The sequence below is a fragment of the Moorena sp. SIO3I8 genome (assembly GCF_010692325.1).
GTDB lineage: Bacteria > Cyanobacteriota > Cyanobacteriia > Cyanobacteriales > Coleofasciculaceae > Moorena.
This window is the reverse complement of the sequence record NZ_JAAHHW010000016.1, coordinates 96,806-117,321: the sequence shown is the minus strand read 5'-3', so window position 1 is coordinate 117,321 and position 20,516 is coordinate 96,806. Positions and strand designations below refer to the sequence as shown.

31 protein-coding genes are annotated in these 20,516 nt (G+C 44.0%); 18 read left to right on the top strand and 13 right to left on the bottom strand.

Annotated features, from left to right (window positions below; translation table 11 throughout):
* The first annotated feature begins 300 nt into the window (after nt 1-300).
* On the top strand, nt 301-498 hold the full coding sequence (locus F6K51_RS38360; RefSeq protein ID WP_364301995.1) for a cyanobactin class RiPP: 198 nt from the start codon (nt 301-303) through the stop codon (nt 496-498).
* Between the two features lie 247 nt (nt 499-745).
* Here the strand turns inward: F6K51_RS38360 and F6K51_RS09025 are convergent, their stop codons facing one another.
* Both F6K51_RS09025 and F6K51_RS09020 read right to left on the bottom strand, forming a co-directional pair.
* Entirely contained in the window at nt 746-982 is a 237-nt protein-coding gene (locus tag F6K51_RS09025; protein WP_293019714.1) for a hypothetical protein, read from the bottom strand.
* A 120-nt stretch (nt 983-1,102) separates the two neighbouring features.
* The gene (locus F6K51_RS09020) at nt 1,103-1,228 is read right to left on the bottom strand and encodes a hypothetical protein (protein ID WP_293019713.1); all 126 of its coding nucleotides are present in this window, start codon (nt 1,226-1,228) and stop codon (nt 1,103-1,105) included.
* Between the two features lie 83 nt (nt 1,229-1,311).
* Between F6K51_RS09020 and F6K51_RS09015 the strand changes: the two genes are divergently transcribed.
* Together F6K51_RS09015 and F6K51_RS09010 are read left to right on the top strand one after the other, a co-directional pair.
* Complete coding sequence (locus F6K51_RS09015) at nt 1,312-1,503, top strand: hypothetical protein (RefSeq protein WP_293019712.1); 192 nt, start codon at nt 1,312-1,314, stop codon at nt 1,501-1,503.
* A 111-nt stretch (nt 1,504-1,614) separates the two neighbouring features.
* The gene (locus F6K51_RS09010; RefSeq protein ID WP_293019711.1) at nt 1,615-3,783 is read left to right on the top strand and encodes a PatA/PatG family cyanobactin maturation protease; all 2,169 of its coding nucleotides are present in this window, start codon (nt 1,615-1,617) and stop codon (nt 3,781-3,783) included.
* Here the strand turns inward: F6K51_RS09010 and F6K51_RS09005 are convergent.
* Complete coding sequence (locus tag F6K51_RS09005) at nt 3,753-4,004, bottom strand: hypothetical protein (RefSeq protein ID WP_293019709.1); 252 nt, start codon at nt 4,002-4,004, stop codon at nt 3,753-3,755. The genes F6K51_RS09010 and F6K51_RS09005 overlap by 31 nt on opposite strands.
* Nucleotides 4,005-4,018: 14 nt before the next feature.
* Here F6K51_RS09005 and F6K51_RS09000 point away from each other — a divergent pair, with 14 nt between their 5' ends.
* From F6K51_RS09000 to F6K51_RS08980, 5 genes are all read left to right on the top strand, one after another.
* A complete protein-coding gene (locus F6K51_RS09000) occupies nt 4,019-4,249 on the top strand; it encodes a restriction endonuclease (RefSeq protein ID WP_293019708.1) in 231 nt (76 codons plus the stop codon).
* A gap of 49 nt (nt 4,250-4,298) precedes the next feature.
* Nucleotides 4,299-4,502 (top strand): hypothetical protein, encoded by a 204-nt coding sequence (locus tag F6K51_RS08995; RefSeq protein ID WP_293019706.1) that lies wholly within the window; start codon nt 4,299-4,301, stop codon nt 4,500-4,502.
* Nucleotides 4,495-5,004, top strand: coding sequence for an N-acetyltransferase (locus F6K51_RS08990; RefSeq protein ID WP_293019767.1), 510 nt, complete (start codon nt 4,495-4,497; stop codon nt 5,002-5,004). Before F6K51_RS08995 ends, F6K51_RS08990 begins: the two co-directional genes overlap by 8 nt.
* 45 nt (nt 5,005-5,049) lie before the next feature.
* Nucleotides 5,050-5,808: a HEAT repeat domain-containing protein gene (locus F6K51_RS08985; protein ID WP_293019704.1), complete on the top strand. Its 759-nt coding sequence runs from the start codon at nt 5,050-5,052 to the stop codon at nt 5,806-5,808.
* Nucleotides 5,809-5,880: 72 nt separating this feature from the next.
* The gene (locus F6K51_RS08980; protein ID WP_293019702.1) at nt 5,881-6,021 is read left to right on the top strand and encodes a hypothetical protein; all 141 of its coding nucleotides are present in this window, start codon (nt 5,881-5,883) and stop codon (nt 6,019-6,021) included.
* A gap of 108 nt (nt 6,022-6,129) precedes the next feature.
* Here the strand turns inward: F6K51_RS08980 and nblB are convergent, their stop codons facing one another.
* From nblB to murG, 6 genes are all read right to left on the bottom strand, one after another.
* Nucleotides 6,130-6,792 (bottom strand): phycobilisome degradation protein NblB, encoded by a 663-nt coding sequence (nblB, locus tag F6K51_RS08975; RefSeq protein WP_293019700.1) that lies wholly within the window; start codon nt 6,790-6,792, stop codon nt 6,130-6,132.
* Between the two features lie 84 nt (nt 6,793-6,876).
* Entirely contained in the window at nt 6,877-7,344 is a 468-nt protein-coding gene (locus tag F6K51_RS08970; protein ID WP_293019698.1) for a CBS domain-containing protein, read from the bottom strand.
* Between the two features lie 191 nt (nt 7,345-7,535).
* Nucleotides 7,536-7,949 carry a DUF4351 domain-containing protein gene (locus tag F6K51_RS08965; protein WP_075896758.1) on the bottom strand — a complete coding sequence of 138 codons (414 nt, stop codon included), beginning with the start codon at nt 7,947-7,949 and terminating at the stop codon, nt 7,536-7,538.
* Nucleotides 7,950-8,079: 130 nt separating this feature from the next.
* Nucleotides 8,080-8,478: a glutathione S-transferase C-terminal domain-containing protein gene (locus F6K51_RS08960; protein ID WP_293019695.1), complete on the bottom strand. Its 399-nt coding sequence runs from the start codon at nt 8,476-8,478 to the stop codon at nt 8,080-8,082.
* 30 nt (nt 8,479-8,508) lie between these two features.
* Nucleotides 8,509-8,721, bottom strand: a complete 213-nt coding sequence (locus tag F6K51_RS38355) for a Tom37 metaxin N-terminal-like domain-containing protein (RefSeq protein ID WP_365939929.1) — start codon at nt 8,719-8,721, stop codon at nt 8,509-8,511.
* Between the two features lie 534 nt (nt 8,722-9,255).
* Complete coding sequence (gene murG, locus F6K51_RS08955) at nt 9,256-10,320, bottom strand: undecaprenyldiphospho-muramoylpentapeptide beta-N-acetylglucosaminyltransferase (protein ID WP_293019693.1); 1,065 nt, start codon at nt 10,318-10,320, stop codon at nt 9,256-9,258.
* 449 nt (nt 10,321-10,769) lie between these two features.
* Here murG and F6K51_RS08950 point away from each other — a divergent pair, with 449 nt between their 5' ends.
* From F6K51_RS08950 to truB, 4 genes are all read left to right on the top strand, one after another.
* Nucleotides 10,770-11,597 (top strand): nuclear transport factor 2 family protein, encoded by an 828-nt coding sequence (locus F6K51_RS08950; protein ID WP_293019691.1) that lies wholly within the window; start codon nt 10,770-10,772, stop codon nt 11,595-11,597.
* 63 nt (nt 11,598-11,660) lie between these two features.
* Nucleotides 11,661-11,789, top strand: a complete 129-nt coding sequence (locus F6K51_RS08945; RefSeq protein ID WP_293019689.1) for a hypothetical protein — start codon at nt 11,661-11,663, stop codon at nt 11,787-11,789.
* 24 nt (nt 11,790-11,813) lie between these two features.
* Entirely contained in the window at nt 11,814-12,083 is a 270-nt protein-coding gene (locus F6K51_RS08940) for a hypothetical protein (RefSeq protein ID WP_293019687.1), read from the top strand.
* Nucleotides 12,022-12,930 (top strand): tRNA pseudouridine(55) synthase TruB, encoded by a 909-nt coding sequence (gene truB / locus F6K51_RS08935; protein WP_293019685.1) that lies wholly within the window; start codon nt 12,022-12,024, stop codon nt 12,928-12,930. The genes F6K51_RS08940 and truB overlap by 62 nt, the downstream gene beginning before the upstream one ends.
* Here truB and F6K51_RS08930 read toward each other — a convergent pair.
* On the bottom strand, nt 12,878-13,033 hold the full coding sequence (locus F6K51_RS08930) for a hypothetical protein (protein WP_293019683.1): 156 nt from the start codon (nt 13,031-13,033) through the stop codon (nt 12,878-12,880). The two genes, truB and F6K51_RS08930, sit on opposite strands and share 53 nt — an antisense overlap.
* A 439-nt stretch (nt 13,034-13,472) precedes the next feature.
* Between F6K51_RS08930 and dcm the strand changes: the two genes are divergently transcribed.
* The 6 genes from dcm to F6K51_RS08900 all read left to right on the top strand — a co-directional run bounded on the left by dcm (nt 13,473) and on the right by F6K51_RS08900 (nt 18,520).
* Nucleotides 13,473-14,975, top strand: coding sequence for a DNA (cytosine-5-)-methyltransferase (gene dcm / locus F6K51_RS08925; RefSeq protein WP_293019682.1), 1,503 nt, complete (start codon nt 13,473-13,475; stop codon nt 14,973-14,975).
* A gap of 403 nt (nt 14,976-15,378) precedes the next feature.
* Nucleotides 15,379-15,840: a DUF1499 domain-containing protein gene (locus tag F6K51_RS08920; protein WP_364304082.1), complete on the top strand. Its 462-nt coding sequence runs from the start codon at nt 15,379-15,381 to the stop codon at nt 15,838-15,840.
* Between the two features lie 448 nt (nt 15,841-16,288).
* Nucleotides 16,289-16,624 (top strand): hypothetical protein, encoded by a 336-nt coding sequence (locus F6K51_RS08915; protein WP_293019678.1) that lies wholly within the window; start codon nt 16,289-16,291, stop codon nt 16,622-16,624.
* A 945-nt stretch (nt 16,625-17,569) separates the two neighbouring features.
* Nucleotides 17,570-17,914 carry a hypothetical protein gene (locus F6K51_RS08910; RefSeq protein ID WP_293019676.1) on the top strand — a complete coding sequence of 115 codons (345 nt, stop codon included), beginning with the start codon at nt 17,570-17,572 and terminating at the stop codon, nt 17,912-17,914.
* Nucleotides 17,865-18,260, top strand: a complete 396-nt coding sequence (locus tag F6K51_RS08905; protein WP_293019675.1) for an EamA family transporter — start codon at nt 17,865-17,867, stop codon at nt 18,258-18,260. Before F6K51_RS08910 ends, F6K51_RS08905 begins: the two co-directional genes overlap by 50 nt.
* Complete coding sequence (locus tag F6K51_RS08900) at nt 18,257-18,520, top strand: DMT family transporter (protein WP_293019673.1); 264 nt, start codon at nt 18,257-18,259, stop codon at nt 18,518-18,520. Before F6K51_RS08905 ends, F6K51_RS08900 begins: the two co-directional genes overlap by 4 nt.
* A 105-nt stretch (nt 18,521-18,625) precedes the next feature.
* Here the strand turns inward: F6K51_RS08900 and F6K51_RS08895 are convergent, their stop codons facing one another.
* The 3 genes from F6K51_RS08895 to F6K51_RS08885 all read right to left on the bottom strand — a co-directional run bounded on the left by F6K51_RS08895 (nt 18,626) and on the right by F6K51_RS08885 (nt 20,479).
* Complete coding sequence (locus tag F6K51_RS08895) at nt 18,626-19,486, bottom strand: hypothetical protein (RefSeq protein ID WP_293019672.1); 861 nt, start codon at nt 19,484-19,486, stop codon at nt 18,626-18,628.
* A gap of 262 nt (nt 19,487-19,748) precedes the next feature.
* Nucleotides 19,749-20,342 carry a hypothetical protein gene (locus F6K51_RS08890; protein WP_293019671.1) on the bottom strand — a complete coding sequence of 198 codons (594 nt, stop codon included), beginning with the start codon at nt 20,340-20,342 and terminating at the stop codon, nt 19,749-19,751.
* An 8-nt stretch (nt 20,343-20,350) separates the two neighbouring features.
* Nucleotides 20,351-20,479, bottom strand: a complete 129-nt coding sequence (locus F6K51_RS08885) for a hypothetical protein (RefSeq protein WP_293019670.1) — start codon at nt 20,477-20,479, stop codon at nt 20,351-20,353.
* Nucleotides 20,480-20,516 lie beyond the last annotated feature (37 nt).

Here is a 20,516-nt window from a genome sequence, read left to right as displayed (position 1 = left end):
CCATCTCCCCATCTCCCTACTCCCAATTCTTAATTCTTAATTCTTAATTCTTAATTCTTTGGAACGGGCATCTTGCCCATTGCTCCTGTTACAATTCTCCCCATCTCCCCATCTCCCCATCTCCCCATCTCCCCATCTCCCTACTCCCAATTCTTAATTCTTAATTCTTAATTCTTAATTCTTAATTCTTAATTCTCAATTCCCCACTGTAAAGAATTGTAAACCCCCCTTGACTCCCCGCCCTTACCCAATGGTATTATAACCCCTGTAACAAACAAAATCTAACAGGAGCAAAAGCAAATGGGAAAGAAAAAACTCTTGCCTGGCCAAAAATCTCCCATCGTACGTTCCACCACAGCTAAGCCCATCCCCGGCTTGGAAGAAACAGCCCTGACGGAGGGCATGGGAGGCACCACCAGCCACGGTGTTACCCCTTCCATAAGTGCACCACCGGGGGTCACTTTTTCATTTCCTTTTGCGGGGGAAGGGGACGAGTAATAATCACTCTATCACAGTTAATGCAAATTATCTCAAAAGTCTTTTTTTTCATTGCTGGGCGGTCGATTGGCCGTTATAAATTTACGGGAAACCCTGGCTACTTCGGGGTCTTCGGTTACCTGGCACGGCTGGGTGTTTGCTCGATGCTTGCCCTGGTGAGACTTTTTTGACAAATGTTGTGATTCCGATAGAGAAACCCCAGCTATTGGGGTTTTTCGTTTTAAATAGGGGAATCGGAAATTAAGAATTAAGAATGAAGAATTAAGAATTGAGAATTAAGAATTAAGAATTTGAATACTTGTAGGGTGGGCATTGCTTCCGAAAGATCAGGCATGGAACGGCGAGCAATTAAATAGGCAATGCCCACCAATACCCAATTAGAATCGGGAATCGGGAGTCGGGAGAATCGGGATACTTGTAGGCTGGGCATTGCTTCCGAAAGATCAGGCATTGAACGGCGAGCAATTAAATAGGCAATGCCCACCAATACCCAAGGTCTGACTATTTGATGGTAAGAATCGGGATACTTGTAGGGTGGGCATTGCTGAACATGATCTTTATTGAACGGCGAGCAATTAAATAAGCAATGCCCACCAATACCCAATTAGAATCGGGAATCGGGAATCGGGAATCGGGAGGAGTAGATAGTCAATGTGTGACTAGTTGATGGTAATATTTGGCGGGAACGGGCATCTTGATAGCATAGGCATCTTGATAGTAGAACAGCCATCTTGGTAGTAGAATAGGCATCTTAGTGGAACGGGCATCTTGCCCGTTGCTGTAAAATAGTGATCTTGCTGTGGAATGGGCATCTTGCCCGTTACAATAGATAGTCGGGCGGGCAAGATGCCCACTCTACTGCTATTGATCCTTGGTCGCGGGCAGGATGCCCACTCTACTGCTATTGATCCCTTGATTCAGCAACACCAAAATTCTCCCCATCCTCCCGATTCCCGACTCCCCACTCCCGACTCCCCACTCCCAATTCTAAATTCTAAATTCTAAATTCTTAATTCTAAATTCTTAATTCTTAATTCTTAATTCTTAATTTTTAATTCTTAATTCTTAATTCTTAATTCTTAATTCCCCACTCCCCATCCATAACCTTAAAAAAAAATGCCCGACCTCTCCACCATCCCCGGCTTCACCGAACTCCAAACCCACACCACCGGTGATTCTCGCCTTCTGATCGCAGTATTAGATGGTTCAGTAGACTTAGACCGAGCCTGTTTCCAGGGGGCAAAGCTGAGTCGAATTACCCCCTTTTGGTCAGAAGAACTTGAAATTGACCCCGATCTGATCAAAGTCTTCCGAGAGATTAATCAGTTAGATGACTTTGACGACGACACCAAAAAAGAAAAACTAGAAGCTGCTATTCCAGACGACCGGATTCGTTATCGGATTTTCTGCAATTTCCATGCTACCCATATTTCCAGTACCATTTTTGGACAACCAGGCTCTCCGGTTGAAGGCATTGCCCCTGGTTGCCGAGGCATTAATATCCCCATTGCTCGGGATGGGGAGAACTTCATCAACCCCCTGAACCTAGTTCATGCCTTTAATCAAGCTTTGGAACTGGGAGCGAATATTATTCACTGCGCCGCCTGTCACCCCACCCAATCCGGTGTCGCCCATGAACTGTTGGAAAAAGCAGTGCGTCAAGCCCAGGAGAATAATGTTCTGGTGGTTGCCCCTGGTGGTAATGATAAAGGGGAATGTTGGTGTATTCCGGCAGTTTTGCCGGGAGTACTAACGGTTGGAGCCTACAAAGATAATGGTCAACCGGCCAAGTTCAGTAACTTCGGTGGCCAGTATGCCAAACAAGGGGTGCTGGCTCCGGGAGAAAATATTCTGGGGGCACAACCGGGAACCGATGAAGCAGTGCGGAAAAAAGGAACCAGTTGTGCGGCTCCGGTAATTACTGGAATTTCGGCCTTGTTAATGAGTTTGCAATTACAACAAGGGGCAGCTCCCGATGCGGAAGCGATTCGTGCTGCTATTACCAATAGTGCCATTCCCTGCGACCCAGAAGAAGTAGAAGAACCAGAACGCTGTTTGCTGGGCAAGGTTAATATTGCCGGTGCCTTTGAGTTAATTACTGGACAAGAATTAGCAGCCAAAGGTGAAGAGTCAGAGATTACTAGTCAAGGCTCAGAAGATAAAAGTACGATTGTTTTTATATCGTCTAAGGAAGGGAATCGGGAATCGGGAATCGGGAATCGGGAATCGGGAATCGGGAATCGGGAATCGGGAATCGGGAATAAAGGGAACAGGGAACAGGGAATAGGGAATAGTGGAGAAGAATTAACGGAAACAGGAAGAGAAAATCAATTAACCTTATCTTCTGATGGGGTTAGCGATAATAATATCACCGCTAATAATATCACTGCTGATAATATCACTGCTAATACTACAGCAGCCAATAATATTGTGCCGAGTGCTGGGTCAAACCTGGTCTATGTGATGGGAACGGTGGGGTATGATTTCGGAACAGAAGCAAGGCGGGATTCTTTTAAGCAGTTAATGCCACCGGTAGAGGTCAACGGGGTAATGGTTCCCCCCAACCCCTACGATGCCAGGCAAATGGGAGATTATCTGGGTCAGAATCTCTATGAAGCGAAGTCTTTAATTTGGACGTTGAACCTAGAACTGACCCCCATTTATGCCCTGGAACCGGTGGGGGCATTTGCCGATGATACCTACGCCACCTTGCAGGATATGCTGGCCAGTGAGGCATTGCCAGAAAACGATGACGAGTATATAGAACGGGTGAGTATGGCGGGACGGTTGAGCCGGAAAACTGTCAAACTGTTTTCTGGACAAGAGCTGCCGGTGTTGAAGCTTTATAGTCCCCGGGGCATGTACGGCTGGACAATCAACACCTTAGTGGATAATGCCATCGAAGCCGTTCGTCAGGAACAGCAGAATGCTGATGAAGCGGCAATCCGGAAGTCTTTGACGGCATTTCTACATCGGGTCTATTATGACCTACGGAACTTAGGACAAGCTGACCGCGATCGCGCTATCAACTATGCCGCAATTAATGCCTTCCAAGCCGCCGAAAGTATTTCCGAAGCGGTAGCTATAGGCATGGAACTCCATAGTATTGAAGTAGAGAAGAGTCCCTTCTGTCGTTATGATAGCAACTGTTGGGATGTAAAACTGAAGTTCTTTGACCCAGAAAATGGTCGCAGAGCCAAGAAAATCTATCGCTTCACCATTGATGTGATTGATCTGGTGCCAGTTACCTTAGGTCACGTGCGTTCTTGGTCCGTACCGAAGTAGGGAGTAGGGAGTAGGGAGTAGGGAGTAGGGAGTAGGGAGTAGGGAGATAGGGAGATGGGGAGATGGGGAGATGGGGAGATGGGGAGATGGGGAGGAGGGAGTAGGGAGATGGGGAGATGGGGAGATGGGGAGTAGGGAGTAGGGAGATGGGGAGATGGGGAGATGGGGAGTAGGGAGATGGGGAGTGGGGGAGAAAGACGACCTCCGGCTGACGCAGTCACTGGCGCTCAGACGTGTGCTCCTGCGTTCAACCTCCAACCTCCAACCTTCAACCTCCAACCTCCAACCTTGGCCTTTGGCCACGCTACGCGAACAACCTCCAACCTCCAACCTCCAACCTCCAACCTCCAACCTGCAACCTCCAACCTCCAACCTCCAACCTGCAACCTCCAACCTCCAACCTCCAACCTCCAACCTCCAACCTCCAACCTCCAACCTCCAACCACTAAAAGCTGTGCCATTGTAGTAATATAGGAAAAGTAAAGAATTGTTAAAATCAACGAACCATTAAATTCATGGCTATTTTTCGTCAGTACATTGCTCCCCTACTGGCACTACTAGGCTTCTTAATTGCCCTGTTGGCAGTCAGTTCTCGGATCTTTTTACCGAACGATATGCTAGCCCCTGCACCGATTGAAGAAGTTGACGCTGCCAGCATTCAAGCACCAGTATTCGCTCAGCTGGTTGTTAACCAAAATTTCGCGAAAATTGGTGAGTAAGCCATTGTTAGCAGGCTACCAGCTACGCCTGGGAACGGCACGAGAACGGGCAATTTTGGTGAAGTTCATGGAATTAACTTACCAAGAGCTTTTCCCGGAACAAAATGATTTTTCTCACCTGGCAAAGACTGTTAAACAGTACTTTTCCAGAGAAACCCCCCTGTGGTGGGTTACAGCAGCGGATGGGAACGTTTCTAGGAAAGGTTATACTGCAACTCATCCCTTGCCCGTGGGGTGTCTGTGGATGGGCAATGGGGTTGATCAGGTAAATGGCGATCGCTATGGCTATATCTTTTTACTGTACGTCATGCCAGCACACCGCCGTCAAGGCATTGGTTCAGCACTGATGCAGCAGGCTGAAGCTAGGGCAAGGGCAAGAGGCGATCGCCAAATTGGACTACAGGTGTTTCAATCGAATCAAGTCGCTTTGAACCTTTACCACGGACTGGGTTTCCGCACCCAATCTCTGTGGATGGTTAAACCATTGGCAAGGAAATACTAATGAAGACTCTGGTAGAATCAGGCAAGATAAGGTAGGTTATCAGGCATGTATGAAGATGATGATCTGAGTTTACTGGATAATACGGCTTTACTAGAAAGCCCTTTAGATGACATAGAGCCGATTGAAGATGAGTTAGAAGCTTCCAAACCTGATCCAGAGGAAATGCTGGCTCTGTTAACGGCACCGGAAAGCCAACAACGGATGCTAGCAGCTCGTGCCTTTTGTGAGTTGCAAGATGAGCGGGCAATTCCCCATCTGATTAACCTGTTAAATGATGTTTGTCCTTTGGTACGGGTAAGTGCTGCCTATGGTCTCGGGCACAATCCCAGTCCCACGGCAGTAAAGCCCTTGATTGACCAGCTAACCGTTGATTGGAACGGTTATGTCCGTAAAGGGGTTGTTTGGGCATTGGGGAACTGTCGCGATCGCCGTGCTTTAGCTTCTCTAATTGATTCCCTAAAAACGGATATTCCTGCAGTGCGTTTGTGGGCAGCTAGTGCTCTGGCGCAAATGGCAGAGTTAGATTATGAAGAAGTAATCGCATCGATTCCGCCCTTGATTACTGCTTTAAGGAAAGACCCAGTAGCAGCAGTGCGCAGTAATTGTGCTTGGTCTATCGGGCAACTGTGTCGGGAATTGCCCTCCAATGCCGTTTACGCTGGTGCTATTGATGCCTTAATTGAAGCAATTGCTGATGATGAAGACCTAGGGGTAAAAGAAGACGCGAAAGCTGCCCTCTTGAAAGTGGGAGACCCCCGTGGACTTCAGATGATTGAAATGATTGAGATGGAAGGGTTTTTGTAAGTTGGCATGTTATAGCCCTGGGCGCGGGAAGTCTGGGGAGATGGGGAGATAGGGAGATAGGGAGATGGGGAGATGGGGAGATGGGGAGATCTTACAAGGGTAGGTTTTGAGTACGTACTTTCATTAGCTAGAAACTCCTCAATATATGTATTAAAATATGTATCAAAATACACAATCATTTCCGGGGTAATTCTGCCCATTTCCCGCTTCTGACGACTCCCGACTCCCGACTCCCGACTCCCGACTCCCGACCCAAATGTAAAAAACCTACCCCTGTGAGCCCCTCTCCCCACAGTCTTCTCCCTATTCCCGGTTCAAGCCTTATGCTTTTAAGGCATCTTGCGCTACACTAGCCACCTGCTCAACACTGTCATTAGCTAATGTTTCTAGGACTGCCTTAGCCTCTTCTCCTCCCAGATTAACCAGTGCCTGTACTAACCGGTAACGAATTTGCCAGTCGGAATTAGTGGCAAAGGGAATCAGCAGAGGCACAGCCCGGGGGTCTCCCAATTCTCCTAAGGAACTAATGGCGGCTGTTTGGATTAAACTGGTATCGGATTTGAGAGCGTCTTCTAAAATTTGAAATGAACGGGGTTCACCTAGTTCCCCTAAGGCAGCAATAATACTAAATTTAACGATCCACTCAGTGGTTTGGTGATAGGTTTGCTCTAAATCATCATAGGCTTCGGTGAGCTTCAAGGCACTCAAGGAATCCGCTGCTGCTGCCTGAACATCTGGTTCTGGATCATTCAAAAGGCGATCGCGTAATAGGGTCAAAGATACGGTTAAATCCTGATCACCCAAGGTATCGAGCTGGCTGACTGCCCCATATCGAATCCGAACATTGTTATCTTTAACCAAGGGTTGAATTAGCTCAAACCCCACCGATGGTTCCAGCTGGCGTAGTTGGTTTAATCCTCTAATGCGGTGGCCAAAATCCGATGAATTCAGCAGCTCTTGGACAGATTCACGAGTAACGCTCATGGGTATTTGATCTATATGTAGCCAAAACTCAACTTACCATGTTACTTGTTCACCGTGAACACTGTTTGAGATAGAACAGTTTCCTTAATTCGCTAATTCAGCTGCCATGGCCCGGACAATATCCCCAGATGTCAGAATTCCAATCACTTGCTCTGCCTCATCTGTTACTGGTAAATGGTGGATTGATTTTTCCTGCATCAACTTAGCCGCTTTCCGTAAGGGTTTATCCGGTTTGATGCTCATGGGATGACCAGTCATTACTTCTCCAGCGGTTTGTCCAAGTGCTTTATGGAGTTCTTGGTCATAACGGGCAGGATTTTCTAAGTAAATGACGCTGTCGAGAAACATGATATAGACTGGCGGTTCTACTCCTGTCTCCTGCCACAGCAAGTCAGCTTCTGAAATCACTCCTACCAATTTGCCTGCTTCGTTAACCACTGGCAAGCCACTGATGCTTTGTTCAGCAATAATTTTGATGACTTCCTTGATCGGTGTTTGGGGCTGCACTACGATCGGCTCGCGGGTCATGACTTCAGCAACGGTTTTGGCCATAGTTGGGTTTTTAAGGGTTTTGAATGGTTTGCCAGGTGATAACTATATTCTCCCACTGCCTTAGTCTAGAAGGTGATAGAAGTCTGAAAACTTTATGGTTGATTAAGCTTTTACCGTAAGCTTTGACCGCAGCAAAGGCAGCGTGAGTAGTCTTCAGCTTAGATCCCACCCACCTAATACACAAACCCTTCTCAACCATAAAAACGATCAAGCCAACCCTCCAAGTCGGCCATACTAGAAAACGCGATCGCATCTATACTCAGAGATTCAATTTGTTCCAAAGATAGTGCTTCAATTTGCTCCTGTCTCTGAGGTGCCAGCTTAGAGAGTCCTTCCCACCTCAGAGCATAGTCTTCGGTTTTCCAGGCGAGTTGTGCCAGCAGGATAGACACCGCTGCTTCTCGTCGGGCTTCGAGTTTAGCTTCGTTAATAATTTCTTTGAGGTGACCCCCTTCTAAAGACTCAGGAAGCTCTTTGGCCACTACTGTTGCGTTTTCGATTATTGTATTACCGAGTCGAATATCGTGATAGGCTTCGTCTTCGTTTTCCGCTTCAAATTCAGTTTCGTAATGAACGATCATCCAATACCGTTTCACTTCTGTCATCGCAAATGCCTCCCATTGTCTCCATATTGATTCTGAATTTCTGCTAGATTACACGACTTGGCCACTTGAGGAGGTGACAACAATAATACAATAGAATTATAGATTCAAACACAAATTAAGTGACTCTCGATTAAGAAGGCAAATAATCATGAAAAAACTCCTGTTTCATCCGTTCACAATATTGACAGATATTTTTAAATTGAGATACGCGATCAATAATCATACTCTTGAAAGGAGGTAAAATCATGTTTCCAATATAACCATAAGCCGTTGCATCTAAAGTGGTCGCTTTATCCCCCATAAAAAATGGTTTATCTGCTAAATAATCAGACAGGGCTTGAAAATCAGCATTAATAATTTGACAAATTTCCTTCTCGGAGTGACGACCAATGCCCTGTTCATAAATCTGATTAGAAATGGACTTTCGCACCTGTTGTAAAAACTGTTCCGATTCTGGTGTCGAGCTTCCATCAAAATAGAGATTCGTTAATGCTTGTTTGTATACTTGCCAGTTTTCTTCAATGTTCATACGAATATAAACCTCTCCCCAATACGTATTTTATTTCAGCATTCGCCGAAAAGCTAAGGATATTGCTTTTTCGGTTGAGGTCAAATCGCCGTCAGGATCTATGCCCTCTTTTTCCTTAAGCATCTCGATAATTAGGGTGGAGTCTCCGATCAGTTTTCCTTCATAGTCTATAAACGGAACTTTGCCTTTGGGAGCTTTAGCAAAGTCCTTAGGAATCTCGATATCGTAAGCAATATTAGCTATACGCAGCCAAGTTTACAATTTCACACAGGGTGGACTAAGGCTCGGTAATCCCCATAAAGGTGGTGACTTATACAAAGTAATCATTACAGTAAATTGGTTTCAATATTAACAATTATTATAGCAATTATACGACTTTTGAGGTACAAATTTCTGGTTTTTAGGGAGCAGGGAGCAGGGAGCAGGGAGCAGGGAGCAGGGAATAGGAACCCACCCCTAACCCCTCCCAGGAGGGGAAGAGGTGAAAAAGAATGTGTACCTCATAGCTACGAAAAACGCTATATATATAATGAATGGGAAAATGATAATAATTTATTAAATTAATCTAGTCATTATCGAATCAAAACCTCTAATATAGCCTACAGTAAATTTTGGTTTTTTTTGCAATTATTTTCTTTATATTACTCGGGTTGAGCAATTTTTATTATATAAAATAAAATAAAGCACTTTTTAACCTAATGAGATACACATAATTTTTCTCTTTCCTCTTCTCTGCTCCCTGCTCCCTGCTCCCTACTCCCTTTCCCATTTAATATTTCATTGTTCAACTAACTCACGAACTAGAGAAGCTAAACGCTTTCCACTATCCCTAATCGCAAGACTAGCTGCTTTTTGTTTCATATCTTCTAACCTAGTTGGTGACTTGAGTAAAGCCAGCACCTCCTGTTCTAACGTTTCGTGAGTCAACTGGTCTTGACGAAATACGAAAGCAGCACCAGAATCCTTAAAGCTAGCTGCATTGAAAGCTTGATGGTCTTCCGCTGCATAAGGGTAGGGAATCAGAATGGCTGGTGTTTCAGTTATGGCTAGCTCCGTTAAGGTTCCGGCACCAGCACGGCTAATCGCTAAGTTTGCCCGTTGCAGTAATGGTGCCATCTGGTCATAAAAGGGCATAGACAGGTACTGAGGATGGCTAAGAGTGTTAGCCTCTGGGTCTTTTTCTCCAGTTAAATGAACAATCCAAGCACCAGCTTCAAACCAGACAGGAGCACATTGGCGCACTAGTTTATTCACTGCCACTGCTCCTTGGGAACCCCCAACCACCACAATCAAGGGTACCTCTGGTGGAATCGGGAGTTCCAGGGCCTGAGTCAGTTGAAAACTATCGCGCACTGGTGTACCAACGGTTACAGTTTTAATCCGGGGTAAGTACTTGGAAGCGGCTTCAAACCCTAGGGCTACGGTATTGCAAAAGGGACTTAGCCAGCGGGTTACTTTTCCGGGAATAGCGTTAGATTCATGTATAATGGTAGGTAGACCCTGCCACCGTGCTGCCATAATTGCAGGTCCAGCGATGTAACCCCCAGTGGTGAAGACACCATCAAATTTACCCTCTCTCAGCAGTTGCCGCACTTGCCAAATTGAACTGACCAGGCGGGTAACAATGCTTAGAGTACCGAGACCGAAGCGTTGTTGAAAGCCTTCTACGGCAATGGTGTGCAGGGGGTAGTCTGGTGGTAGCAACTCATTTTCAATGCGGTCAGGAACACCAAGCCACTCAATAGTGTAATTGGGTAAGTGTTGGGCTACTGCGAGGGCGGGAAATATGTGTCCCCCCGTACCACTAGCGGCAATCAGCAATCGAATGGGTGACTTAGACACGGCTATTGGTCTCCTTGATCAATTGGGTGAGGGACGTTTGACTTGGGTTAATGGGAGTAGGGAATCGGGAGTAGGGAATCGGGAATCGGGAATCGGGAGTCGGGAGTCGGGAGTCGGGAATCGGGAAGTCGGAACAAATCCTTTCTACCTCATTACATCAATAGGGAATCGGGAATCGGGAATCGGGAATCGGGAACAAATCCTTCCTAAAACCCTAGCAGTGGTGCGACCCCGCGCTTTTTCAAAGCTAAGGGTGAACGCCCACCGATGAAAATCTCGAGATCACGACTGTCTGGACTAGACATAGGTTATCAAACTAGATTTGGTATGATTGGTGCAAGGGATTACCCTTTCTCCAATCATCGATGATCAATTACTAATTACCAGTTACTAGTTACTAATTAACAGTTACCAGTTACCAGTTACCAGTTACCAGTTAACGATTACCAATGACCAATCCAGCAACCTTACTGCAACGACTATCCCAGTCTTTTACTACTAAAGTCAAGTCTATTTCTTTGGACTGGTCAGTATTTGTACTATTAACGGCAGGGTTGACCCTCGGCTCTCCTCTGAAAGCCCAAGCAGATAGTCCGGAAACCGCACCGCCTCAGCTTAAAGATACCCTCAGCCAAATTGATCGCTTCGCTAATGGCAAGGATGTTGAAGGGTTGCTGGGATTCTATAGCGCTAATTTTACTAACTCCGATGGCTTAAGTCGGCAGTTGATGGCAGAAGCGTTGACTCAATTGTGGCAGCGCTACCCTTTGTTGAATTACCGCACGGAACTGACGGATTGGCAGCAAGAGGGTAACGCGATTGTGGCGGAAACAGTGACTTATATTACTAGTAACGAACAGGATGCTAGTAAGACCAAATTTGAATCGACTTTGCGATCGCGTCAGCGCTTTGAAAACCAAAAAATTGTCAATTCAACCATTTTGGCAGAGCGTTCCCAAATCACATCAGGAGCCAATCCTCCCAAGCTAACGGTGAAGTTACCAGAACAAGTGCGTATTGGTCAGCGATTTAATTTTGATGCCATTGTCACCGAACCCCTCGGAGATGATTTGCTGCTGGGAGTAGCTATAGAAGAATCGGTCAGCTCAAAGCGCTATACTAATCCCACGGAGATTGACCTGGAATCTTTGGCTGCCGGGGGAATTTTTAAGGTTGGCCGAGCCCCACTGTTACCAGAAGACCGCTGGATTTCAGCGATATTAATTCGGGGGGATGGGATGATTATGATTACTCGACGGTTACATGTGGTTGAGTGATTAGGTTTGAAGGGAGTAGGGAGTAGGGAGTAGGGAGTAGGGAGTAGGGAAAGAGAGGGAAGCGTGGGAAGTGTGGGAGGTGTGGGGAGATGGGGAGATGGGGAGATGGGGAGATGGGGAGATGGGGAGATGGGGAGATGGGGAGATGGGGAGATGGGTAAAATTAGCCCTATCTATGTTTTACGAGAATGAAACAGCCCTGCTTCCCATGAGCTAGTGCATCAACAGAGAATCAAATCTTATTACTATTCCCGATTCCCGATTCCCGATTCCCGATTCCCGATTCCCGATTCCCGATTCCCGATTCCCGATTCCCGATTCCCGATTCCCGATTCCCGATTCCCGATTCCCGATTCCCGATTCCCGATTCCCGATTCCCTACCTTTACACATAAATTTTCAACTTGGTGCAAAATCTGAGTATTGTGCAAGGATTTCTAAACTTAAACAAACCAGCAGGTTGGACATCCCACGATTGCGTTGCTAAAGTGCGGCGTCTGCTACGGCTGAAACGAGTAGGACATGGAGGAACCCTTGACCCAGCTGCTACGGGGGTTTTACCGATAGCTCTGGGTAAGGCAACCCGACTGTTGCAGTATATGCAGCAGGATAAAGCCTACAAGGCTACGGTGAGACTGGGAGTGAGGACAACTACTGATGATTTGGAAGGAGAGGTAATTGCTACTCAGTCTGCAGCCGGGTTGACTCTGGAGTTGGTCAAGGGTTTCTTGAAACAGTTCGAGGGCAAGATTCAGCAAGTGCCACCAATGTATAGCGCTATTCAGATCAAGGGTAAACGGCTGTATGATTTAGCCAGAGCTGGTGAAGTGGTAGAGGTACCAGAACGAACTGTAGAGGTTGAGACGATCGAGGTTTTGGATTGGCGTGGGGGGGAATTTCCGGAAATTGATTTAGCGATCGCATGTGGTCCCGGTACCTATATTCGCTCCATTGCCCGGGATTTAGGAGATGCTCTCGAAACCGGTGGTGTGCTGGCCGCTCTGACTCGTACTCGCAGCAGTGGTTTTGATTTAGCCGATAGTCTGACATTAGAAGAATTGACCCAACAGCTCGAACAAAGCCTATTCCAGCCAGTGTCCCCTAGTGTAGCTTTGGGGCACTTACCCTCTGTCACCTTGTCCGCTGATCAAGCCCGTCGCTGGTGTTTAGGACAGCGTATCTCTGGGGATGATACTCTAGTTAAAGTCTCTACCCTTGAAACCTCCACAAGTCCTGTGCAAGTGTACCACGAAGATGGCAGTTTTTTGGGTATTGGTAAGGTTATTTCCTCAACCTCTGGAGTATTGCTGGCTCCTCAAATGGTTTTTGTTTGATGCTATAGCAGAGGGAATAGGGAACAGCGGATCTGGGAACAGGGAGTAGGGAGTAGGGAGTAGGGAGCAGGGAGCAGGCCAAAAATCCGTGTGTGTACTCCATTAATATGAAAACCGCTGTAATTAATTGAATCTAACAGGACTTACCTAACCTGATTTTGACATAACCAACTATCCTAAAATTGACGAGCTTCGAGTCAGGAATAATGAGTTATAATTTAGATTGTAATAAACAAAAATTAAAGTGTATTTGAAGCAAACAAATAACTAAAAATAATTCACTTTATTATTTAAGATCCGAATTTAACCGTTAAATATTCCCTATTATAAAGTAGTGTTGTACTGGGGCAATATCTAATAGCAATTTTATAATTTCCTGACAGATTCCCTCTCCCCACACTTCCCACACTTCCCACACTTTCTCTACTCCCTACTCCCTACTCCCTACTCCCTCTATTCCCGACTCCCGATTCCCGACTCCCGATTCCCGATTCCCGATTCCCTACTCCCTACTCCCTACTCCCTACTCCCTTCAAATCAAAATGGCAAACACTAAATCGGGCACTGGTCAAGACCTAGTCACAGTTCAGGAAGCTGCTGAAATTTTAGGTGTTTCCTCCGACACCATACGCCGGTGGGAAAAGAAAAAGCTGCTGAGGGCAAAGCGGTCTGAACAAAACTACCGTTTTTTTGACATAGAAGAGTTAAAACGAATTCAAAGGAAGTATCTAGGGCTAGCTACTGGGGTTGAATTTCGTGTTCTCAAGAGCAAACCCACTAGCTTCAGAGTTATTGAGTTATTTGCTGGGTGTGGAGGTATGGCACTGGGTTTTGAGAATGCTGGCTTAACCACCAAGCTGTTGGTGGAGATTGATAAAGACTGCGTAAACACTCTGAAGCTGAATAGACCTTCCTGGAAAATCATACTTGAGGATATAGCCAATGTTGATTTTACTAGACTTCTTTCAGAAGTAGGGAACAGGGAACAGGGAACAGGGAACAGTGGACAAGAATTGACGGAAGTAGTATCAGAAAACGGCGTTGCTGATTCTGGGTATGATTCCGCCCCCCTAGCCCCCCAATTCTGGGGGGGACAAAACTTTCAAAGTCCCCCAAAGTTGGGGGATTTAGGGGGCTTGACCAAAACCAGACGATCGCCCATTCATACTTCAATTCAGCAACGTCCAGAAAACTACTACTTTGGGAAATACAAAGACAAATACAAGGACAACGTAGAGATTGTGGCTGGTGGGGTGCCCTGCCAAGCTTTCAGCTATGCCGGTCTGGGTAAAGGTTTTGACGATACTAGAGGGACGCTCTTTTTTGAGTTTGCACGGTGTGTCAAAGAAGTACAGCCTAAAATAGCACTGGTTGAAAACGTTAGAGGTCTGATCCACCATGACCAAGGCAGAACCTTATCCACCATGCTGCGAACCTTAGAGGATTTAGGCTACAACCCTACCTATAACTTGCTCAGAGCGCAGTTTCTAGATGTCGCCCAAAAGCGGGAGAGGATAATTATCATTGCGGTTAGAAGAGACTTAGACCTAAAAGCAATATTTCCTAAGGAGAAGGACTACACTATTTCCCTGAGGGAGGTGCTCAAAGATTGCCCGAAATCTATAGGAGCAAAATACCCTCCCCGCAAGAGAGAAATTATGGAATTAATACCACCAGGAGGTTATTGGCGGAACTTACCAATAGAGCTTCAAAAAGAGTATATGAAAAAGAGTTTCTATCTCGGTGGCGGCAAAACCGGTATGGCTAGGCGGCTTTCTTGGGAAGAACCTTCCCTTACTCTCACCTGTAACCCAGCTCAAAAACAGACCGAGCGCTGTCATCCTGAACAAACACGACCCTTGACAGTTAGGGAATATGCACGTATTCAGAGCTTCCCTGATGATTGGGAATTTACCGGTTCTCTATCATCACAGTACAGACAAATCGGTAATGCCGTCCCTGTCAATTTAGCTTACCACATTGGACGATGTCTGATTGCGATGTTGCAAGGGGAATTCGACCCAGAAACGATGGAGACGTCTTGAACTTCCGTTGGGTGCATCTCTTTTGTAAATGTTCGTAGGGTGCGTTAGGGACGGGAAAGCCCTGATCTTCTTGGTAGCCAGTGTTAGGACAATCCGTCCCGTAACGCACCACCCAAACGGCAAAAATGAGATGCTAACCCCAATTTTTTGATAATTACTCAACCAAATATGATATTAATAATACAGACAGACTAATACACTATAGTGTTTGTATTTGAGATGTAAACCTAGGAGGTCTTTTTTTATTGTCCAATAAAACTCCAGATCTCTTTCCGATATTGCCTTTTGCCTATTGCCTTTTGCCTATTGCCTTTTTTAGCAATTGTGTTTACAACCCAGATACAAACGCTTTATGACTGTACAAACCCAAAAACTATCACCGTTGAGACTAATACTAATAGTATTGATATCTTTAGTATTAGTCGCTATTGTTGCCATAGGAGCTACCTTTGCCCTTTCAGGAGAATCGTTGATGAAATTTCCAGGAAAACAACCTACCAATATTGGGATTCAGTCTTCAGGGCAATTAGCACCTTGCCCAAATACCCCTAACTGTGTCAGCAGCTATAGCCAAGATGCCGAGCATGGTATTGAGCCTTTAGCTTACAACTCAACCCCTACCGAAGCAATTGCTAAGCTTAAAACTGTGATCCAAAACCTAGAACGAACACAAATTATTGAAGAAACAGACAACTATCTCTACGCACAATTCACTAGCGGTTTAATGGGATTTGTGGATGATGTAGAGTTTTTGCTCGATGACAGTGCTAAGGTAATCCATGTTCGCTCCGCCTCCCGTTTAGGAAAATCCGATTTGGGAGTTAATCGGAAACGGGTGGAAACGATTCGAGCGGAATTGAGCTAATTTTTATCAACAAAACATCATTCATCCCGTTGGTGGGCAGTGCCTAGCAACGGGATTGACTTGGTTATGTTATCTGTTTCTAGCACTGCCCACCCTACATCTTCAATAAATATAAACCCGTTGGTGGGCAGTGCCTAGCAACGGGATTGACTTGGTTATGTTATCTGTTTCTAGCACTGCCCACCCTACATCAACTAAATTTTCAAGTTTAATGAACCAATAGTTAATTTATGTTAACTTGACATACTCTCTAGGCTTTGATGGTTTACTATGCTTTTGGCGGTTAATTATCTAACCAGTGTTGGCATCGAAATACTCCGAAAACTATTTCTGGATATATCCCAAAATATAGTTTTCGGCTAAGCCGAATTGGTAATAATTACTGTTAGGTACCCCATAAAAAAAATTAAAAATTGATAAAATCATCATGAAAAAGTTTGCATATCTTGTGATTTCGTTATTGTTGGTATGTTTTACCTTGGTTGGTGCTGCATCCCCAGCCAATGCTTATGCAGGATTCTCTGAGTCTGGAGCTACAGGTACAGGACCACGTGTTGACTTTGGTGTACATGGAGATACTGCAAGGTACATGATTGTAGGAGCATACGACAATATCAATAATATCGATACTAAGAATCGCCCTCTGAAAATCCACTCTACTTCAAATAATCCAATTACCATTCATATCACTGAGCTTCCTGATGCTTCTACTGCTCCTGCTGGTGCAGATTTAGAAACTCTTGTAATCGACAAGAAGACTGGCAAGTTGTACATCGGTTACTAAGCACTAGGCATTAGGCACTAGGCATTAGTGGAATTTTGATTTCCTAGGGTAGGCTATTGCTTACCGTTTGAATCTGAACCCACATTCTTCACTTCGTGAGGAATGTGGGATATATTTTTTTGGTAGATTAACTACTAATTGATGGATAGTTCCATTTTTTACGATGTGATGATCAACACAACTGGTATAGATTAATTGAGGATAAGACATTCCTACTCCCTACTCCCTACTCCCTACTCCCTACTCCCTGCTCCCTAAAACCTAGAACTTTGGACTTCACTAAATATAAAAATGCTATCAGGTACAACACATTCACAACAATTAGTAAGCTTTTACCTATCCAAGAGTCAATCATAGAGAAAGTAACAATTGTTGCTACTAGCACCAATAATTTTTCTACTTTGGGAGTTAATCGTTAATTCGAGCGGATTTGAGCTGATTTTTATCAAAAAAACAGCATTAATCACAATGGTGGGCAGTGCCTAGCAACAGGATTGACTTGCTGATATTATCTGTTTAAAGCACTGGCCACCCTACATAAACTTGACTATTATCTGTCACCATTGTGATTAATCCTGTGCATTAATCACAATGGTGGGCAGTGCCTAGCAACAGGATTGACTTGCTGATATTATCTGTCTAAAGCACTGGCCACCCTACATAAACTGGACTATTACTCAGCCTAATTATCTTTAGGAATCTCAAGGCTATATCATGTAGATTATAGTCAAAATCCTATTCAAATCAACTTGCTGACTAATGAATAATGCTCAATAATACTATCAATAAAGTAAAAGAGATATAGCCTTTTTATTTGATATGTAAACATAGGATTTATAGAACAAAGTAACTTCGCAACAGTAGTCAATATATCCGATTTTTGGTGTTATGATAAAGCAGCAATGCGGCATTGATTTTGATGATCTATTGGAAAATGGTATATAAATGCATCAATTAATTAACCACCAAATTTTTCCCCTTGCCAAAAAAGCTTCATTTATGCCTTTATTGGCATTGCTAATGGCAACTTTTCTCCTTTCATTTGCTGCGATTCTAACAAAATTGGCTGAGTTTGATCTTGGACCTGGCGCAACTATATTTAACCGATATTGGATTGCTGCAGTTACCTTTAGCTTATGGGAAAGCCAAAAGCTTGTATTCCCTGGGAAACCTGAACAAGAGTGTAAATCATCAGGGCACCTTACTATTAACGATGTAATCTTGTTCGGGATAGAATTTAATGACTTTTATATGCGTATCTCTGTGGGCTATTTCACTAACTCAGACTAGTGTAGCCAATGCCAATTTGTTGCATAACATGACTCCTATCTTTTCAACCCTCGGTGCTTGGTTGCTTCTGAAGCAGCAATTTGACAACCGCTTTCTAGTTGGTCTAGGCATTGCACTATTCGCTTCTAGTTGTATTGAGTTTGAGGACTGGTTTATTGCCCCTAGCAACTTTACTGGAGATATGCTGGCACTACTCTCTTCTGTTTTTTGTGCTGGTGCATTTTTAGCTCGTGAATCCTTGTGCAATAAATACTCAGTCAGCACAATCTTGCTATGGAGCTGCTTCTTAAGAGCGATCTTAGCTTTGGGATTTACTTTAATCATGGAAGACACCTCTTCCCCTTGACACAATCAGCATGGTTTTCTGTGGTTGCTTTAGGCATTGTTGTACAGGTTTTTGGACATGGCCTTTTAACATACAGCTTTAAGCATTTTTCCTCTAGCTTTGTCAGTGTATGCCTCTTACTCGATCCACTGATTACAGCTTTATTCGCTTGGATTATCTTCGCTGAAAAATTGACGCCACTCAATATGGTTTCCTTCCTTGGCGTTATTGCTGGAATTTATCTCGCTAGGTTAGGCAAGGGTTCTCAAAAGGCAGGGTAAACCCCAGAAGTGTTGAAGATTTTAAACCTTCAACACTTCTGCACTCTACCATACTTCGGGTTAAACTTTAGTGGAAGTAAGCAAATAATCAGTCGCTAAAAGGTGTCAATTAATGCTATTAACTTCTAAACTTTTGTTTGAATGAAGCCATTTTAACACTGTTATTTCCTGTTGGAATTTTACCTCTTTTGAAAATTTTTGACGATTAAATTCTCCGATATATTTAGATCCTTTGTATAAATCAGACCTTGTGATCTCAACTAGAACTAAACCTGTTGATAAAATAGCTGATTTAAGAAGAGGATTTTCTAGAGGATTATTACCATCTTCATAAAAGCAGCGAATCTCTTCTCCATTTATAGTATAATTTTTTTCCTGAAAACCAAGTTTATTCATATAAACAGTTGTTTCTGAGTTTGTTGATAGGCTTCTCGGGAAAACAAAAACCGGTAAATTATCAAACAAAGGGAGACCGTCATTGATTTGATGTGGTTCAAAGAGAATCTTCCACATATCTAAAGATAGACTATACTTATCTTGTTGATCATTTCCGGCATGCTCTATATTACTTCTATCGTAATCATGCATATATGTTGAAAACATACCTGCAATTGAAGATAATTTGAAATTGTCTGTATTATTCGCAACAGATACTTTTGTGAATTCATAGAGGGGGAAACCAGGTTTTCCATTATTGTTTTGCTCAGAAAAGCACATAACTACCAACCAAGCAATATCAAGAGTTATGTTCCCTAGTCTGACATCTTTTCTAAGTTGCTCGTCATGCAGATTCTGAAAGAATAAACCCCTACATCTTTCTAGGAAAGCTTTCTTTTGCTCTGTTGTCTTTTCTAAGATATCGGCAACTGCATTATAGCGTCCCAAATCTCCGGTTATCTTCTTTCTATGCTCTTTGGTTAGGATATCCAAAGGTACTTCAACACTATATAATTTCACTTGATTCAACTTTTAGGTAGACAATAAACCTCTTGCCAAAGTTATTTTTGCGGGCATCTGCGGTGGCTTCCAGTCTTCCAAAAAGCCAGTGGCTGTTTGTTGGAGCTTGGCTGATCGACTCATTACATATATAGAAGTCAAGCCAAATCTGGTAAGCTGCTATGCAGTTATATTGTATAATATAAAGTTAACCCTCTTGTGTCACTCTAGGCCAAGGAACAATAACGATTATCCCACAAATCGACCAAGTAACCTAAACAATCAAATTCCTTCATTCATGCCCAATTGATAATTTTGGTCGAATCACTCTAAAGTAGAGAAACGTAGTAAAATATAACACATTCACAACAATTAGTAAGCTTTTACCTATCCAAGATTCAATCATACCGAAAGTAACAATTGTTGCTACTAACACCAACAATTTTTCCACTGTGGATACGGTATAACCATGATGCTTGGGATCCCAATAAGAGAAAGGACTAATAAAACGATAGTTACTAACAGGAAAAAAGTGCCGGTGAGCATCATCGTTGTGAACTGGTAAATCTAGTAAAGAGTGCAGTATCATACTCCAACATAGAATTTCCCAAAGTTGCCATCCCCAGTAATGGCTGATAATCACTCCACACAGGGCTAGGGGAAGGGAATGAAAGGTAGCAACAAGGTTTTGCCAAAAGGGCAATTCGTAGGTTTGTGACCAAATCTGGTACTCTGATTGACGACGAATCAATTTTGCCCAGATATAAAGGATAAAAATTGGTAAATCGGGTAAGATAGCACCAATTGTAATGGGTAAAGCTGCCTGAAGTTGAGTCTGGTGATTCAAAACAGCAAGGTTAATAATGGCGTGGCTAGGAGTATTCAAGGGTTAGTTTATTGATGAATTTGGTTGAGCGATATTATATAGAAATAATACAATCGGTGAGGTACTTTGGTACTGGTTTTTAGGGAGTAGGGAGCAGGGAGTAGGGAGTAGAGAATATGTTCAAAACTACAATACAAACACTATATAGCACTACGCATTAAGATGTTTGACATT